12 protein-coding genes are annotated in these 18,152 nt (G+C 42.0%); 6 read left to right on the top strand and 6 right to left on the bottom strand.

All coding sequences use genetic code 11. The features are described 5' to 3' along the window. Window positions 1-155, top strand: a 155-nt coding sequence (locus GXO74_09370; protein NOZ61878.1) for an addiction module antidote protein, HigA family, incomplete at its 5' end; no start/stop codon positions are given. 876 nt (window positions 156-1,031) lie between these two features. Here GXO74_09370 and rocD read toward each other — a convergent pair. The 6 genes from rocD to sppA all read right to left on the bottom strand — a co-directional run bounded on the left by rocD (window position 1,032) and on the right by sppA (window position 7,986). Continuing rightward, window positions 1,032-2,249 (bottom strand): ornithine--oxo-acid transaminase, encoded by a 1,218-nt coding sequence (rocD, locus tag GXO74_09365; protein NOZ61877.1) that lies wholly within the window; start codon window positions 2,247-2,249, stop codon window positions 1,032-1,034. 84 nt (window positions 2,250-2,333) lie between these two features. Then, window positions 2,334-3,905 carry a DASS family sodium-coupled anion symporter gene (locus tag GXO74_09360; protein NOZ61876.1) on the bottom strand — a complete coding sequence of 524 codons (1,572 nt, stop codon included), beginning with the start codon at window positions 3,903-3,905 and terminating at the stop codon, window positions 2,334-2,336. 84 nt (window positions 3,906-3,989) lie between these two features. Beyond that, window positions 3,990-4,625 (bottom strand): deoxynucleoside kinase, encoded by a 636-nt coding sequence (locus GXO74_09355; GenBank protein ID NOZ61875.1) that lies wholly within the window; start codon window positions 4,623-4,625, stop codon window positions 3,990-3,992. A 32-nt stretch (window positions 4,626-4,657) separates the two neighbouring features. Then, window positions 4,658-5,365: a hypothetical protein gene (locus GXO74_09350; protein ID NOZ61874.1), complete on the bottom strand. Its 708-nt coding sequence runs from the start codon at window positions 5,363-5,365 to the stop codon at window positions 4,658-4,660. A 125-nt stretch (window positions 5,366-5,490) separates the two neighbouring features. Beyond that, window positions 5,491-6,198: a hypothetical protein gene (locus tag GXO74_09345; GenBank protein NOZ61873.1), complete on the bottom strand. Its 708-nt coding sequence runs from the start codon at window positions 6,196-6,198 to the stop codon at window positions 5,491-5,493. Window positions 6,199-6,228: 30 nt separating this feature from the next. Beyond that, window positions 6,229-7,986 (bottom strand): signal peptide peptidase SppA, encoded by a 1,758-nt coding sequence (gene sppA / locus GXO74_09340; protein ID NOZ61872.1) that lies wholly within the window; start codon window positions 7,984-7,986, stop codon window positions 6,229-6,231. A gap of 306 nt (window positions 7,987-8,292) precedes the next feature. Here sppA and GXO74_09335 point away from each other — a divergent pair, with 306 nt between their 5' ends. The 5 genes from GXO74_09335 (at window position 8,293) to GXO74_09315 (ending at window position 18,138) form a co-directional block, all read left to right on the top strand. Further along, window positions 8,293-11,214, top strand: coding sequence for a TonB-dependent receptor (locus tag GXO74_09335; protein NOZ61871.1), 2,922 nt, complete (start codon window positions 8,293-8,295; stop codon window positions 11,212-11,214). A gap of 229 nt (window positions 11,215-11,443) precedes the next feature. Continuing rightward, entirely contained in the window at window positions 11,444-12,532 is a 1,089-nt protein-coding gene (locus GXO74_09330; protein ID NOZ61870.1) for a DUF4974 domain-containing protein, read from the top strand. Between the two features lie 41 nt (window positions 12,533-12,573). Beyond that, on the top strand, window positions 12,574-13,158 hold the full coding sequence (locus tag GXO74_09325) for a sigma-70 family RNA polymerase sigma factor (protein ID NOZ61869.1): 585 nt from the start codon (window positions 12,574-12,576) through the stop codon (window positions 13,156-13,158). A 317-nt stretch (window positions 13,159-13,475) separates the two neighbouring features. Further along, the gene (locus GXO74_09320) at window positions 13,476-15,938 is read left to right on the top strand and encodes a TonB-dependent receptor (GenBank protein ID NOZ61868.1); all 2,463 of its coding nucleotides are present in this window, start codon (window positions 13,476-13,478) and stop codon (window positions 15,936-15,938) included. A 340-nt stretch (window positions 15,939-16,278) separates the two neighbouring features. Beyond that, window positions 16,279-18,138, top strand: a complete 1,860-nt coding sequence (locus tag GXO74_09315; GenBank protein ID NOZ61867.1) for a Na+:solute symporter — start codon at window positions 16,279-16,281, stop codon at window positions 18,136-18,138. Window positions 18,139-18,152 lie beyond the last annotated feature (14 nt).

Genomic DNA, 18,152 nt, shown 5'->3' with positions numbered 1-18,152 from the left:
AAAGAATCACTGGAGATGTGGCGTTGCGGTTGGCTAAATATTTTGGTAATTCAGCCCAATTTTGGTTGGGGCTACAAATGGATTTTGATCTAGATGTTGCAGAAGATGAATTTGGCGAAGAAATTGATCGGGAAGTTGAGCAATATCAGAGTTAAAAATGAATTTCTGATATGAAGAAATAAAATCGCGTAATTTGTGAATCTTATTAAGGAGTCCAGCCAAAACAGGGAGGAAATTTTTTCTAATAAATACGTGCAGGTTTCAGGGACATCCAAATAAACTCACCAAAGAAACTTTCCCTTTTTAATACCAATGATCAGTTAAATTTTACGATCAACTATTTTTATTGAAATTAGGTTGTAGGGGACGCATATATGCCTCCCCTACATTGTTTTTAAACGTAATATTTACAAGAATATTTTCTAACTGGTCATTCATGTTTTTATATTTAAAGGAAAAGTAAAATTTCTGCAAATTTATTGTTATATCAATTTTTCCAAGATTTTTGAATTTTTTGAATAACATTAGATATGAAACATAATATTGAAGTTCATTAGATTGGAAATTTATTATTAGTGAGTAGATCTATCTTTGTATGTATTCTTTGAAGTTATCACAGTCTAATTTGCTTAATGATAAATATGAATGTTACAAAATACCAATTCCGTCCTGTCTAATTTAATGGCGCTATTTAGATTGTTCAACCCCTCTGGGGTTGGAAAAATGTAATGCTAATTTTTCCTACAAATGTTGAACGCCTTCGGCGTTTTCAAATCCAAATTAAGTTTAAATCCCGAAGGGATTTTACATTTGTAGCCTGATATTGAATGTTAAACCAAACAACTCCAAAGGAGTTGAACGTTATTGCTAAAATTCCCAAATCAATTATACCAAATAATGCACAGAATGTCAAGGAGAAAATATGCAGAAAAAATGTAACTCAGGACAGCAATGTTTCTCTCTAAAACATCACACACTAATTTCAAACACCTGAAAAAAATACCGTTTTAGAATTAGACTCGTAAAAAAACCTATTCCATTATCAAATATTCCATTATCAAAACTTCTTCGATTCGCTCCAGTGCCCAGTCTATTTCTTCTTTGGTAATGACCAGCGGCGGAGCCAGACGGATGATATTCCAGTGCGTTTCTTTTGCCAGCACGCCTTTTTTCATCAGTGCTTCGCAGAAACGACGGGCGCCGCCTGCTTCATCTTTCAAGACAATACCGATCCAGAGGCCTTTCCCGCGATAAAAATCAACGTGGGGGCTTTTAATTTTATTTAATCGCGACATGACGTACTCGCCCAATTCTGCAGCGCGTTCCGGCAATTTTTCTTCGACGATAATTTTCAATGCCTCACGAGCAATGGCGCTGCCCAATGGATTGCCGCCATAAGTCGAGCCGTGATCTCCCGGCGTAAAAACTGACATCACTTCTTTATTTGCCAGCATAGCGGAAACGGGATAAAATCCTCCGGAAAGCGCTTTGCCGATCGTGATCACGTCCGGTTTGACGCCTTCGTGATCGCAGGCAAAAAGTTTCCCTGTGCGGCCAAGCCCGCTCTGGATTTCATCAGCGACAAAAAGCACATTGTTTTTCTCACAAATCTCTTTTGCTTTTCTCAAATATCCTTCGGGCGGGACAACAACGCCGCCTTCTCCTTGAATGGGTTCCACTAAAAAAGCCACTGTGTTCGGCGTAATTGCTTTTTCCAGTGCTTCAGCATCGCCGTAAGGAATGAGTTTGAATCCCGGAGTAAGAGGACCAAATCCGTCTTTGTATTGTTCTTCCGGTGAAAAAGTGACAATCGTAATTGTCCTGCCGTGAAAATTGCCGTCGCAGGCGATAATTTCAGCTTTGTCTTTTTCAACTCCTTTTACCTGATAGCCCCATTTGCGGACTGCTTTGAGCGCGGTTTCCACAGCTTCGGCGCCGGAATTCATTGGTAACACCATGTCGTAGCCTGTTAATTCACACAACTCTTTTGCCAGTAGGGGCCATTGGTCGTTGCGGAACGCGCGGGACGTCAGCGTCAATTTTTCCGCTTGCTCTTTTATCACTTCCACCAATCGCGGATGACAATGCCCCTGATTCACCGCAGAGTAGGCAGCCAAAAAATCCATATATTTGTTTCCGTCAACATCTTCCAACCAGACGCCTTTCCCGCGCGTGATCACTACATCCAGTGGCTTGTAGTTGTGCGCTCCGTACTTGTCTTCTGTTTCAATAAAATTCTTACTTGTCATACAAATACCTCCTCAAAATTTTTCGATTCTAAACATTTGATAAAGTGTACTCGCCTCCGAGGTGGAATACACTTGGGAAATTTTTTAATGCACCCACGCCGGCATTTGTCCCAGAACAATCCCAAACGCCGGAATGGCAATCAAATAAGTCACGGCAGTTACGATGAAAATTCCGATTAAATTCATTAAGAGTCCGTTTTTTGCCATCTGCGGAATTGTCAGATAACCGGAGCCGAAGACAATGGCATTTGGCGGCGTGGCAACCGGGAGCATGAAGGCGCAGGAGGCGGAAATTGTCGCCGGGATCATTAGTAAAAAGGGATTTAAGCCGATGGCCAGTGTTGTCGCTGCCAGGATGGGCATAAAAATTGTCGACGTCGCTGTGTTCGATGTGATTTCTGTCAGAAATGTGAGCATGATGCAAGTAAGCATAATCAGAAGAATCAATGGCATGCTTGAAAATGCGTTCAATTGTTGTCCGATCCAGGCGGCTAATCCTGTTGCCTTGAAACCTGATGCCAGCGCTATTCCGCCACCAAAGAGCAGCAATATTCCCCAGGGAATTTTTATTGCCCATTCCCAATCCAACAGAAAAGAGCCTTTGTCAATTTTTTCCGGAATAAAAAATAGCAGCAGAGAAGAAAAAATAGCCACCGTGGCGTCGTTTACGTATTTAGCGATGCCCAGTAAATTGGACCAGCCCGGAATGACAAAATTTCCGATTTCAATATTTTTTCGAAAAATCCATGCCAAGGCGGTGAAGACGAAAATAATAGCTACAAGTTTTTCGCCCTTCGAAAATTGCCCCAATTTTTCAAGCTGTTCATCAATGACCTCTTTTCCTGCGGGGAATTTTTTAATCCGAATAGGCTGAAGAATGTGGGTTAAAACCAGCCAGCTAATGGGAAGAAAAACAACAACAAGCGGAACCCCAACCATCATCCATTGCAAAAAGCCGATTTCAGGCGCGTTCGGAAAGAGAGATTTCACTTGAGCAGCAAAAACAATATTCGGCGGTGTGCCGATTATTGTGCCAATTCCTCCGATGCTCGCCGCGTAGGCAATTCCGAGCATCAGGGCTAATTGAAACGGCTGGATAATTGACTCCGGCAGAGAATTATTTTTCTCGTCTCTGAAATTCGAAACTTGCAAAATGACAGCCAGCGCGATGGGGAACATCATCATGGTTGTCGCGGTGTTGGAAATCCACATGGAAAGGAACGCAGTGGCGACCATGAAGCCGAGAATTATTTTTTTAGGTCCCAGACCGATAATTTTAATGATATGCAAGGCAATGCGCCGATGCAGTCCCCATTTTTGCATGGCCATGGCGATAAAAAATCCGCCCATGAACAGAAAAATATTGCTGTCAGCGTAAGAGCGGACGATTTCAGAACTTTTTGCAATGCCCAACAAAGGAAATGCCACAATGGGAATCAGCGACGTCGCCGGAATGGGCAGCGCTTCTGTGATCCACCAGAATGCCATTAAAACTGCTACTGCCAATGTGTTTTGTGCCTCAGGTGTTAGGGTGCCGGAAATGGGCACTTTCAGCACGAGAAGAAATAGGGGGATGCCAAAAAAAAGACCAAATTTTTGCCGAAAGGTATAGGGCTTTCCGGCCGCAGAGCTTGATTCAATTTCAGACGTCGTCATGACCAATCTCCTCTGTTTGCCCTGGCAAAAATGTCAGGAAATCCATCTCATAGGCAGAGAACAAATTTTGCTTCGGAGACAAAACTACTTGAGCGCCTGCTCAACTTTTGCTAAAAATTCTTCTTTGCCGGCATTTTTTCGGATGTCGGTTTCGGTGACATTGAAAGTCAACACAGGCACTTTGTATTTATTTTTGCAGACTTGCGGGAAAGTCATGTAATATCCGCCGAGTCCCTCTAAAAATTCCGCAGTGATTCCCTGTTCCTCTTTTCTGCCGCGCTTGCGGATTCGTTTGAGGAGCACATTGACGTTGTCAACCTGCAAATAAATGATCAAATCCGGTTTGATGAGGCGGCTGTTCAAGCGTTCGAAATATTCAAAATAAAGATTGAGCTCATCGTGGCTCATGTGCCCTAACCCGTGCAAATATTTAGCAAAAATTTCCGGATCTTCGTACAGCGAGCGATCCTGCACGCACGACTTGGGCACAGTATCGATGAGTTCGTGGTGTTCTACGCGGCGAATGAGAAATTCCATCTGCAGCGTGAAACTCCAGCGATTCATATTTTCGTAGTAAAGTTTAAGAAAACGATTGTCAATGACCGGTTCGTCAAACAGCTCGAAACCAAATTTCTGGCTGATAATTTTTGCCGCGGTCGTTTTGCCGCAGCCAATGTTTCCGGAAAGTGCAATGAAGATTTTATTTTTCAACGAGCAAATCTCCGCTTTTTCAGAAGGGTGAAAGTGCTAATTTAGTAAATACTGAATAGGACTCCTACATGATAAGATATGAAATCTGTGTCTGATTTGTGAATATCGTAGTGGACTTTTTTGTTGTCGTCCACAGTGAGGGAGCCTTCTTTGAGATACTCAGCTTCGCCGCCGAACATGTAGCGAACTTTTAGATCGAGAAAAATAGTGCCTTTTTTCTGGTTATTTTGATCATCCATGCCGATGCCGCTTTTTAATTTAATCAAAGTGCCAAAACCAAGGCCATAATTAAAAGCAAAATCATCGAAATTTGTGTGGCTGGCGATGTCGTCATCATAATTTTCCAATTCTTTGATTTTTGTTTCCGTCCATAAATAATTGAAACCGACCATGCCCTCCACGTAGGGCTGGAGAAAACCGAGGTTAGTTCGCGCTTGCAACAGCAAATCAGCGAACAAAATGTTGTTCGTCGTTTTCACGTCCACCGGCACCAACGGGGTGATTATGTAATCCTGATAGGTTGTGGATCCGTAATTTGCGCCGCCAACTGTGAGACCGGCGTAAAATGGCGTTTGACTTAATTTCACAGCGAATTTTCCGGACAGACCCCAGCCGAGGCGATCGACATTTTCTTTGAAACCTGATTCAGGCGATACAGCCGTTAAATTCAGCCCAACATCGAACTGAGCAAAAAGTTGAGGAATCGCAATGAGCGTGAAAATCATTAGCAGCACGAAAGCTTTTTTCATTTGAAATATCTCCCATGTTGTGATTGAAAAGGGCCAAGCTCCGATACCACGAAGTTTTTTCTCTTTGACTATTAGAGCATTAAATTTTACTCTGTGGGTTGGAGCCTTTAGTGTGTTTCATGATTTTATAATTTTTTTTCACCGGCATCGTCTTCGTCGAAGAACTCTTCCGCGAAAATCTGTACTCGCGGCACTTTGTCCGTCAATTTCAGTTGATACTCGACGTTGCTCATATCGCCGACAAGCGTTTTGTCCACGCAATTGCGCGCAAATGCTTCTTTGATAATTGAGAACGATTTTTTCGCCTGCAAGTCTGTCAAATACCAAACCAGGAACCCATTGAATTCGGGATTGTTCTCTTCATATTTTTCTAATTGCCCGGTCAGTAAATCGATGCACTTCTTCCGCAAGTTCACGTGCCACTTGCCGATTTCTTTGACGCACGCCGCAGCCGTAATTTGGGCGCCGTTTCCGCGATTGGATTTTTTAAGATATTTCTCCAGCGCCGACAAAGCCGATGCGCCGAATTGGGCGAAAATTTCCGGCAATTCTTCGTCAATGTGGTGGTTATTTTCCAAGCGATGGAAAAGTTCAATTAAATTGTCAATTGCTTCTGTAGCGTCCATTTTTGCTAAAATGTGCCAGGCGTGCACCGGCGCCCAGTTTGGGGCGTCATCCGGATTCCCGCTGAGCAAAGACGTGTCCGTGCCCAAGCGAATCAGTTCCGGAACGTCCGACTGCTCAAAATGTATTTCATCGTAAACTTTTGTACTATTCAGTTCGTTTACGTCCCCGAGCCGGAAAAGTTGTTTTATTTTTTCTGAATATTTCATGATTCTTTCTTTAAGCCATAAACACCAATTTTAATGCAAAATAATCTGATACGGCAGCAGCGGCCACAGCAGCGGTCGTCTGATTTTTTGCAAAGATTCGTAAATCGATTGCAAATTGAGTTTATCTTTTGAATTACGGAAAAATGCCAAAACTGCTGACGGAAAAATTTTCTCAAACCACGGTTTTTTGATGGCATAAACCACAATCTTCACTTTTTCCGTGGAGTCGATGCCCGCTTTTTCTCGGGCGACTTCAATGGCTTTGTCCAATCCGCCCAATTCATCGACAAGTCCCAATTCTTTTGCTTTTTCGCCCATCCAGGTTCTGCCCTGCGCAATTGGCTCCATTTGTTCAAAAGTCATCCCGCGCGATTCTGCCGCTTTGGTCACAAAATCAACGTAACTCTGATAGAGATTGTCGCGGTAAAGTTTTCTTTCGTAATCGGTCAGATGTTTGAAACCCATGAACATGTCAGCATGAGCGCCGCGCTTTACGTTACTTTCGTTCAAGCCTAATTTCTTGTACAGACCGCTCACGTTGGGGAAAATGCTCCAGATGCCGATGGAGCCGGTCATTGTGGAAGGCTGCGCCACAATGGCACTGGCGCCCATGGAAACCCAGTAGCCTCCGGAAGCGGCGTAGTCGGACATGGAAACGATAACTGGTTTTTTCTCTTTAGCCTTCTGAATTTCGCGCCAGACCAGATCGCAGCCCAAACCACTGCCGCCGGGAGAATCCACGCGAAAAACAATCGCTTTCACGGAGCGGGATCGCACGGCGCGACGGATGGATTGAATCATTGGATCGGTACCGGCAGTCATGCCCATGGTCAACGGGCTGAAAGTATCCCCGCCTTCCTGAATCAGTCCCTGCGAGTAGATGAGCGCAATGCGTTTTTTGCCCTTATTTAATCCCAGCGATGTTAACGGAATTTCCGCATATCGCTGTGCTGAAATTTTTTTCAATTTTTTATCAATTTTGATGCCGTTCAAATTTTTGAGCATGTCTTCAATCTGATCTTCGTAACGCAAGCCGTTGATCCAGCCGAGTTCCTGGAATTTTTCTGCGTTGAAATAGCCGCGATCAATCGTCGCTTTGATTTCCTGCTCTGATTTACCGAGTCTATTAGCGATACCGCGGACCAGATGCGCGTATTCCCAGTCCAGAATATCGTTGAGCATTTGCAAAACCGGCTGGGTGTGTTTTTTTCTGCCGAACGATTCACCGGAATGTGATTTGTATTTGCCAAAGGCAAAATAATCCACGGTGATGCCGATTTTTTCCAGCATTCCCGGCAGATGGATGGATTCGATTATCAGGCCGTTCATCTCCATGAAACTTTGCGGTACGGCGAAAATGCTGTCGGCTGCCAATGCCAGGTAATATTCTTTCTCGCCGACAAAACTTCCCAGATAGGCGATGACATATTTTCCCGAACTTTTGAAATCATTGAGGTTGTCGCGAAGCTCATCAATTTTCGCCCAACCCATGAAAGTAGTGTTTACGCGCAACAAAATTCCTTTGATGCGATCATCGACTTTGGCTTTTTCGATGTCGTCCATGATTACTTTCATGCTGATATTTTTTCTCATGGCAACTGGAAATTCAGACGCGGGCACATATTCGGGGATATCGCCGCTGAGGGAAATGACGAGCGTTGAATTTTTTGCCACGCTGGGTTTTGTATGAGATAAACCTTTAAAAATCAAAAACATGACGAATACGAAAATCACAAACACCAGGAATAGCGTGAGTAATGTATAGAGTATGACATGAATGGGTTTCATCTGATTTTTCCTCCGATTTTGTGCGCTTTGTTTTGGGTTTTGCTTCCTCAATATAAGTAATTATTTTTTGTGAATCAAGCAGAAAAGTAAAATTGAGCGGTTGAACAGAGCGTTTGCTTTTGGCAATATAATTTTGCCATTTTGATTTCGCAGCAGATAGCAATTAACCAAATTTTCCAAAAGCATGGACCGGGTTCCAGCTTGTGAAAGCACTGTCTGTTGGCAGTCGATATTTTTAACTTGACAAAGTAATATTTTTCTTTATATTGATAATATTGAAATCAATGGGAAATTAAGGGTTGTGTTATGCGATCATCTCATTTTCTGTTACAGGTTGCACTGATAGTATTTAGTATTTTGAATGCTGGCCAGACATTAACATCAAGCGTCTCTGAACTCTCGCCTTATGATCAATCTGACGTTTCTCTGCGCGATGCACTCAGCGCCCTTGAAAAAGCATACCACATTAATATTGTCTATGAAGAGGCTCTTGTAGAGGGTAAAACCCTCCCCGATATGATAAAAATATCCAACAATCTATATGAAGATTTGAGAAAAATATTAAATGGCTATTCTTTAACTTATGAGATAGTTGGTGCAAAAACGATTGTTATTACTCCTCAGCAGCGAATGCATAAGGGGAAAATTAAAGGAAAAATAACAAACAAGCACGGGAGAGGAATTCCCAACGCTCAGATTATTATTAAAGGAACAGTTTTAGGCGCTTCAGCCAATCTTAATGGAGAGTATGCGATCAAAAATGTCCCGCCGGGAACTTACATATTACAGACAAAAGTTATTGGATACCGCCTACAGACTGCTAATGTCCGTGTCAGAGCCAATGAAATTATTAATCAGAATTTTTCATTAACACAGGATGTGATTCAGATGGACGAGTTAGTCATAACGGCGACTCGCAATCCTTTAACCAGAAGAGAATCAAGCGTTGCTATTACGACTAAATCTCTGGAGCAGATTGATGAAATTGCACCTCGCAGTACCGCAGATCTATTGCGGGTAATTCCCGGTTTTTATGTTGAGAGTTCCGGAGGAGAAGTTGGCGGAAATCTATTTGCCAGAGGTTTGCCTGCCGATGGTTCTTACTATTATGTAGCACTTATGGAAGATGGTATGCCTGTTTTTGATGCGCCGGCGCTTTCGTTTGTCAACGCCGATATTTTTGTACGTGTTGATGAAAATATTGAGAGGATGGAAGCCGTGAGGGGAGGAAATTCGGCGCTATTTGGAAGTAATGCTCCTGGTGGCGTTATTAATTTTATTTCAAAAGCCGGCGGTAATCGGCTTGCTGTTTCTTCGAAAGTAACCATGGGGACAAGTGGTTTGGCGCGTTATGATTTTAATCTCAACGGTCCATTAGGCAACAATTGGCGATTTAGTTTTGGGGGATTTTATCGCTACGATAGTGGAGTTCGTAATCCCGGATTCCCGTCTTCAAAAGGTGGGCAGTTGAAAGGGAATGTTACTCGTCTGTTTAAAAATGGCTATGTTAAATTTTATGGAAAATATTTAAGAGACAGCAATACTTTCTATCTTCAATTGCCCTTTAAAGCAGGCAGTAAATTATCGTTTGTTGACGGTTTCCCGAGCAATGGTACCATGACCACTATAGAAGGAAATTCAATAAAAGTCCCTACTCCGGCGAATGATTATTTTACCATACCATTAGCAGATGGGCAAAAACAGATTGGTGGTTCTTTAATGGCAGACTTTTATATTAACCTTCCTGATGACTGGAGTTTTCAAAATACCACTCGATATATGAATTTTGACCACAACTGGAATGCTCTGGTGCCGTTTAATCTGGTCGATGCCAGAGATTGGGTGCAGGGTTACATTGCTAATACACCGAATGCAGTTGATTATGAAATCGTTTATACGAATCATTTTAATGCTGACGGTAGTAAAGCCACCTTTAATACGGCCAATGGTCTCCTCTGCGAAGGCGGGTTATGGTGCGTATCTAAGCCGATGACCGATATCTCTAACCAATTATTGCTTAAAAAGGCTATCTTTCTTGGTAGTGTCGAACACAAGCTCGGTTTCGGAACTTATCAAGGATATTATACTGCTGTTGATTTTTGGTATTGGCAAAATATATTGACCGATGTCAGGAACGCCCCTCGATTTGTTGATGTCAGAATTAAAGACGCTAACAATAATGTCATTCGAGAAGTAACGGAAAATGGTTTTCGACAATATGGTTCCATGTACATGAACGCCAAGGGCTTTGTAACGGTTACGTCTGCCTTTTTTGGTGATAACATTAAAGTCAATAATAAACTTCGGCTGGATATTGGCGGTCGTTTGGAGCGGAATCGCATCCATCAAGACACGGAAAACAGACAAAAATATAACTTAGGCGGCGCTACTGATGCAGATGATGCTGTTCTTTGGGGTGATGGCACATTTCGACATTCTGACGTAAAGTACAACGATTGGGCAGCTTCGTTAGGATTGAATTATTCAGTCAGTTATAATCTTTCAATCTATGCCCGGGGGAGTCGAGGCTATAGAATGCCGACGTTAGATGTATTTCGTGGCGCTGACGGCTCTTTTAAGCCCGAGGCTGAGCAATTAATTCAGGGAGAAACTGGTATCAAACTCGGAACAGCTACATTTGGCGTTAATGCCACCGGTTATTTTCTGCAACTTAAAAATTTCCCCAGCCAGGATGCTCGAATTATTGACGGACAACCTGTTTGGGTAAGCGATTATGTTGGTAAATCTCAAACGGTCGGTATGGAAATTGAGGCAATCGCAGTGCCTATTAGGGGTTTAACAATGAATTTAATTCTTACCCTGCAAAATCACCAGTACAAGAAATTTTTTGCTGGCGGGGAAAACTTCAGGGGAAACTGGGTACAACGTATTCCAAAATCCATCGGGGAGGTCATGATTTCCTATTCTTTTAAGAAATTTAACTTCAGAGCAAATTATCACTATACAGGAAAAAGATATGCGAATAATGCCAATACGATTATTTTGCCTAGTTTCGGCGTGGCTAATTTTTCCGCCACTTATTTTATTAAGTTGAATAAAAATCAGAAATTGACTCTCGCCATTAATTTACTCAATGCATTTAATAGCAATGGATTAACTGAAGGAAATCCTCGCCTGGACAACTCAGGCAATTTTGCAGGTACTTATTATCTGGCACGACCAATTTTGCCAAGGCGATTACAGGCATCATTGAAATATAATTTTTAAATTAAATAAATTTTTGTTATAAACCATTACATTTCCCTTTTTTTATTCTCTATAATTATAAAAAAGTAGTAAATGTCAATAGGAGATTATTTTAAATTTTGATAAAAATTTATAGTCCTGATAATTCGTAAAGATTTGCCCCGAGCTATCCGGTTAAAGAGGAAAAATGCGTTCAGATTCAGATAAATAGTATAAAAATCAGAGAAATATTTTCCAAAGAAAGAAAAATATGACTAAATCATCAGCTCCGAATGTCGAACAGTGGTTGGCAGATGAATCTTTTCAGCGATGGATTACAAATACAGCAACCGCTGAAGAAAATAAGCGGTGGTCGGATTGGCTTCAATCTGATTTTCGTCACCAAGAGATTTATCGGGAAGCGATTAAATTGTGGAAATTGGCTCAATTTAAACCAGCTTCTGTGCCTGATATTGACTCAGAATGGGAAAATTTGCAAGATCGATTGAATTTGAATCTCCCAAAAACTGCTTCTGTTGTGAATTTATCGACTAATAAGCAAAATTCTGACAGGAATTTATCTTTGCCCAAATTATGGTTTCGCATCGGAGCAGTTGCTGCTGCAATTATTTTAGTGGCTTTAGTTTCTTTCTATTTACTCGAAATGAAACATCCAAGCAGACAAGCATTTCAGATCGCTTCCACCGATTATGGTCAACGAGTACGAATTGCATTGCCTGAGGGCACAACAGTCATATTAAATGCGAACTCGACACTTCAATATCCCACTACCTGGACTAAAAAGACAATACGGAGCTTTAGGCTTAAAGGGGAGGCATATTTTATTGTTGCCTCACTTCCCAAAGGTAAACAGCATAATTTTATTGTGGAAACCAAAGACGGAAAAGTCGAGGTAGTCGGAACGCGGTTTGCCGTATGTGAGCGCGGACGAGGAACGCGAGTCGCAGTGGAAGAAGGGTGTGTTAAAGTTAGCGTCCCAGGAGATACAACCAAACAGTTTAACTCGCAGACAACAAATATTTTGCTGACCTCTGGTCATTTATTGAAATTTAAGAGAGGGGATCGTTCTTTAACACCAAAATATGAAAATGTAGATATATATACTTCTTGGTGGACTGATCAATTAGTATTCGATAAAACACCTTTTGAAAATATTATCACTCGGTTGCAAGATACCTATGGCATTCAAATAAAGATAACAGATAAACACTTACTCAAGCGAACTTTATCCGGTTCAATTGAAAATACTAATTTGCAAACGATAATTACGGCATTAGCAAGAGCATTGCAAGTACCTGTACAGCGTAAAGGAAACGTAATTATATTTGGCAAGAGTTAGTATTTTTTCCAAATTAAATTTATAAACAATTAGGAATTCGTGTGATAGCATCAAAACAATCTAATAATTCAGAAGCTCGAATCCTCTGGGAGAAAATGAGAGGAGGAGATGGGCAGGCGCTGGCTGATTTATTTAGAAATTATTACGCTTTCCTTTATGATTATGGAATGAAACTTTGCTCTCGAGCAGAATTAGTCAAAGATAGTATTCAAGAAGTATTTGCTTATCTATGGAAAAAACATACTACTATTTCCAGAGTTGATTCTGTCTCTGCTTATTTGTTGGCTTCACTTCGAAGACAACTATTAAAATCTATAGAACGACAGAACTTAAGGCAAGAAGTTTATCATGAATTTTGCCAAAATCTCCCGACACAAGCCTTTTCCGCGGAAGAGCTGCTAATTATGAACGAAGAAATGGACTCAGCAAATAAAATATTACAACAAGCGCTTAATAAAATCCCCACACGAATGCGTGAAGCTCTTTATTTAAAAACTAATCAAAAATTATCCTATAAAGAAATCGCTGCTATTATGAAAATAAACTCCCAGGTCGCACGTAATTATGTCTCGGAAGCTTTCCGCCGTCTCAGAACAACTCTGAATGAAGTAAATACCAGTTTTTAATGGAATTAAAAAAGAGCGGACTCCTACCAATTAAAAAAAAATCCAAGACAAACCATTACATTTCTCAATTTATTGTCTCTATATATTAAAAAAGTGTAGCATATTAACAAAGATTTTCTTTTTGAAAGAACAAGGGACATAAATTGACTGTTTTTAAATGTTAGGGTTTGCAAAACTTTAAGCTAATTAACAAAAACATTTTTTGGGCCCACAAGCAGAGAGTTTTGTAAGACCCTGAAAACTATAATTAACATGTGGAGGGAGTCATGAAACCTAATTTCTATGCTACAAAATTATTTACTGCTCTGATTGTCGTGATGAGCATTCTTTTGATCGCTTTGCCTGTTCTATCTCAAACAACAGGCAAAGTCACTGGAGTTGTTACTGATGAAAATGGTAACGGCCTACCAGGCGCTAATATCGCGATTAAGGGAACCTCTCTCGGCGCGGCTACAGGTCTGGACGGAAAATATAGCATCAATAAAGTCCCGGCAGGTAAGTACATGCTAGTCGTAACCTTCATCGGATATCGTACAGCGGAAAAGCAAGTAGTAGTTACTGCAAATGCTACGGTTAGTGTCGATTTTGTGCTTACAGAAGATGTGCTGCAAATGGACGCTGTGGTTGTCACTGGTACGCCAGGCGGCGTTGGAATTCGCAAGCGAGATGCGAGTTTCGCTATTAGCACTGTTGATGCGACTGAAATCAGACAGTTTTCACCGAGTAGCACCGCCAATCTTTTGGAGCTAATTCCTGGTGTTTGGTCAGAAAGTTCCGGTGGAATTGCCGGTGCCAATATTTTTGTTCGCGGTTTGCCATCATCCGGGGACGCACCGTTTGTAACAATGTCTATCAACGGCGGACCAATTTACGGTGTGGAGACACTCTCTTTCTTGGAGCAGAGCACTCTTTTCCGAATTGATGAAACAGTCGAGTTAACAGAAGCATCACGGGGAGGCCCCAGTGCTGTATTTTCCAATGCAGAGCCGGGTATGACCGTAAACTTCAATCTGAGAAAAGGCGGTGAAACAACCAAAGGCCGTCTGAAGTACGGAACGTCCGACTATAACCTGCAACGGCTCGATGGTTTTCTAAGTGGTAAATTGACAAAGGGCTTGTATTATATGGTAGGCGGTTACGTACGGACATCTCCCGGCGTCAGAAGCACGCAATTTAATGCTGAAAACGGAAAACAGTTCACCATGCAGTTGACTAAAGTCTTTAAACGTGGTGTAATCAATGCCTTCTCTCGTCTCACAGACGATTACGGACAATGGGTTTTGCCGATGGCGCTAAAGACTGGCAACGATCTCGGTACATTCTCACAACTCGGAAACGCGACACGTTTTCGCCAATTACAAATTAATGCACAGGGTGACAGCGCATATTTTGATTTTGGCAAAGGTCGCGGATGGAAAGGTAGTGTCAGCGGAATAAACGCGACTTTCGAACTGGGCGCCGGCTGGAAAGTACATGACATTCTTGCCTATACGTCTGGTGATGCGAATACTTTTGGTTTTGTACCAAACGGGAATCCAATTAAGGTATCTGCTCTTGGCCGCGAGACAGTAAAAACACGAAGCGGACAGGTGCTCAGCGGTTCGGATTACGTTCAGAACTATGGTCACTGGGTAGTAATGAAAAATCTCGAATCGATTAACAATGATCTCAGTTTAAACAAACTCTGGAATGGCCATAATATTACTTTTGGTTTGTATCAAGCTCGATGGTCATCAGAAGATTTCTGGACACTGGGAAATCATGTGCCGGTTCATAATGTAGCAAATGGTGATTTATTGGAAGCGGATATCACCAGTCAGGACGTTGCGGATGCTGGAGGCGGAGGCCCCTGGAATTACGGACTTCAATATGCCGGCGATGCTCGTGTATCAGCGATATATGCTGCTGATTCCTGGCAAATCAGGCCGGCTCTGCGATTTGACCTTGGCGTTCGCTACGAACTTTTTGATCTCCAATACACGCTTGATCACGGAGCATACCCCGATGGGATCATAGACAAGGCGGAAACGCTTAGCGGCAAGGATCACGCAATTACCGCGGCAATCAACTACGACTTTACCAGAGAACTTGGCCTCTTTGGACGTTTCTCTGATAGCTATCAATTCCCACAATTTGACATGATCCGGGAAGGAAAATACAGCCTTGACAAAGACGGTAATGTCGAAGCCAACGGATTTGCACAGTACGAAATGGGCGTAAAATATAGTTCGAGACTTTTCAGTTTGTTCGCTACTGGCTTCTTCAATAATGTTGATGTATTCGATGGCGATGTCGGAGCTGTGAGAGAATCTGCCTTACTCAATACCCAGACTAAGGGAGTAGAACTCGATGGCGTCCTTTCTTTGAACAACTTCAGAGTGCGGGCTGTCGGAACGTTTCAGAAAGGGGAGATTAAGGATTCTGACGTTGCCCCGGAAGTAGTTGGTAATTCAATCTGGCGTCAACCTGACGTACAACTCAGAGTTTCCCCGAGCTACAATTTTTCTTTTGGAAGTTCTAACGTGCTTATTTACGGCGCTGCTCGGATGGTTGGAAAACGCTGGGATTCCAGGGACAATGTTTTCCAGTTAGATGGCTATACAAAAATCGATGTAGGCGCCATTGTATCAGTACAGGGTGGCTTGTCGTTTGCCATTCATGTGGATAATTTGACCGATTCCGAAGGCCTGACAGAAGGTGATCCGCGAGATCCCTTGGCTGCCAATGGTCGTCCAATTTTTGGCCGGTCAATCAAATTTTCAGTTACGCACGATTTCTAATCGCAATCAAATGCAGGCATAAGTGTCCTCTTTGCCGGTTTGCACGTTCGGAGGGTAAGAAAGAATTAAATGTAATTTTTGCGGTGATTAAAATTTATTGAGAATGGAGATTCTTTGACGTTAAGGATTGCAAATATTCTTTCTTACCCTTTATTGGGCTATCATTTCATTTCGATTGTGATCAAAAGATTTATTTTTAACTCATAATGAGATGAAAATGTCAGCTCTTTCTTTTGTTGCTAATAATGTTTTCAATTGGTGTGCGATTGAATAAGCGGGGTCGCTAACAGTCCCCGTTTTTATTATATTTTGCACAAATTAATAAGGAGCCGGAATAAAAATGATCGATCTCCTGATTGTGCTTGCCTTTGTTACGTACAGTATCGCTTCTGGTTTTCGGGCAAAATCCAATGCATCAAAAAATCTCAATGAATATTTTTTAGCAGGAAAAACGGTTAAAGGATGGAAGGCTGGCTTCAGCATGGCAGCAACTCAGTACGCAGCGGACACCCCGTTGTTAGTCACTGGTTTGATTGCTACTGGCGGAATTTTTATGCTCTGGCGATTGTGGATTTATGGGCTGGCTTTTTTAATGATCGGCTTTGTGCTGGGACGAGCCTGGCGAAATGCTGGTGTGTTAACAGATGCGGAACTCACAGAAATCCGCTATAGCGGCAAAGCCGTTACAAGTTTGCGGGGATTAAAAGCAATATATTACGGAACGGTAATCAACTGTACTGTGATGGCAATGGTTCTCGTCGCTGCGAATCGTATCTCTGAAACCTTCCTTTTATGGCATGAATGGATACCAAAAAATATTTATGGTCACATTTATAATTTCGTCCAGTCAATTCATATTTCTTTCGCATCAGGCGCCACAAATATTCCCATAGATATTGCTTCAACGAATAATTTGATCAGCATTTTGCTCATTGTTGGATTTACGACACTGTATTCGACGACAGGAGGTTTACGCACGGTCATTAATACCGATGTTGTTCAATTTGTTATTGCAATGACAGCTACTTTAGTTTATGCAATTTACGCTGTTGTTCATGTCGGCGGCCTTAGTACGATGACAAAAAAATTGGTCAGTCTCTATGGCGTCGATCGTACCGGAGAGATGCTATCTTTTGGCCCCCACAGTAAGGAACTCCTGATGCCGTTTTTAGTGATTATCGGCTTACAGTGGTTTTTTCAAATGAATAGTGACGGCACCGGCTATTTGGCACAGAGAACAATGGCTTGTCGCAGCGATCGCGATGCCAGAATGGCAGGATTTGTTTTTACGGTAGCACAAGTTTTAGTGAGAAGTTTGTTTTGGCTGCCGATTTGTGTCGCTTTGCTACTCATTTATCCTTACAATCCTGCAACTGCCAGCGGCGAAACTTTCACGGCCAGCAGAGAAATACTTTTCGCGACCGGAATTAAAGATTTAATGCCAGCGGGTGTTCGGGGATTAATGCTTACCGGATTGTTTGCTGCTCTGGCTTCGACGATTAGCACCCATCTGAATTGGGGCGCTTCTTATTGGAGTAATGATATTTATTATCGCATCATAAATCAGATATGGCTAAAACGTACTCCTCGGTCAAAAGAGTTGGTTGTCGTCGCAAGATTCACAAATATTTTAATTCTGCTAATAGCATTAGCCATTATGGTGAATTTGGACTCTATTCAAACGGCCTGGTATATTAGTTTATTATTTGGCGCCGGTATGGGCGCAGTGCTTGTACTCAGGTGGCTTTGGGAAAGAATCAACATCTTTTCTGAATTAGCAGCTATTGCTGCGTCATTAATTTTTGCTCCGATCATATTGTTTACTGTGAAAGAGGAATACATGCGATTGTTGCTTATGTCCGTTATTTCCACAGTAGTTGTGCTTATCGTAACCTGGCTCACTCCCGAAACAGATGAGGATATTTTAAAGAAATTTTATGAACGAGTTAAACCACCTGGTTTTTGGAAAAAGACGGCACTCAAAGTTGGCGCTGATCCCAAACAGTCAGTCCGTGAATTTCGTGAAGGCATCTATTTGGTTTTGACCACAGGAGCAACTATTTTTCTTTTGCTTATTGGAATCGGAAAATTACTTTTGCCGTCGCCAAAAGAATCTTCATTTATTCCCTGGTCGATTTTGCTGGTCGGTTTGGCAAGTATCGGCCTTTGGTGGAAGAAAATATTCGGAAAAAACGCATAGTATAGCAGGATAGA

This window comes from Calditrichota bacterium (genome assembly GCA_013152715.1).
Classification (GTDB): domain Bacteria; phylum Zhuqueibacterota; class Zhuqueibacteria; order Thermofontimicrobiales; family Thermofontimicrobiaceae; genus 4484-87.
This window is presented reverse-complemented; position numbering and strand designations above follow the sequence as displayed.

Coding starts and splice junctions, on each gene's coding strand:
- rocD (NOZ61877.1), bottom strand. CDS start 2,249: ATGACAAGTAAGAATTTTATTGAAACAGAAGACAAGTACGGAGCGCAC.
- GXO74_09360 (NOZ61876.1), bottom strand. CDS start 3,905: ATGACGACGTCTGAAATTGAATCAAGCTCTGCGGCCGGAAAGCCCTAT.
- GXO74_09350 (NOZ61874.1), bottom strand. CDS start 5,365: ATGAAAAAAGCTTTCGTGCTGCTAATGATTTTCACGCTCATTGCGATT.
- GXO74_09345 (NOZ61873.1), bottom strand. CDS start 6,198: ATGAAATATTCAGAAAAAATAAAACAACTTTTCCGGCTCGGGGACGTA.
- sppA (NOZ61872.1), bottom strand. CDS start 7,986: ATGAAACCCATTCATGTCATACTCTATACATTACTCACGCTATTCCTG.
- GXO74_09335 (NOZ61871.1), top strand. CDS start 8,293: ATGCGATCATCTCATTTTCTGTTACAGGTTGCACTGATAGTATTTAGT.
- GXO74_09330 (NOZ61870.1), top strand. CDS start 11,444: ATGACTAAATCATCAGCTCCGAATGTCGAACAGTGGTTGGCAGATGAA.
- GXO74_09320 (NOZ61868.1), top strand. CDS start 13,476: ATGAGCATTCTTTTGATCGCTTTGCCTGTTCTATCTCAAACAACAGGC.
- GXO74_09315 (NOZ61867.1), top strand. CDS start 16,279: ATGATCGATCTCCTGATTGTGCTTGCCTTTGTTACGTACAGTATCGCT.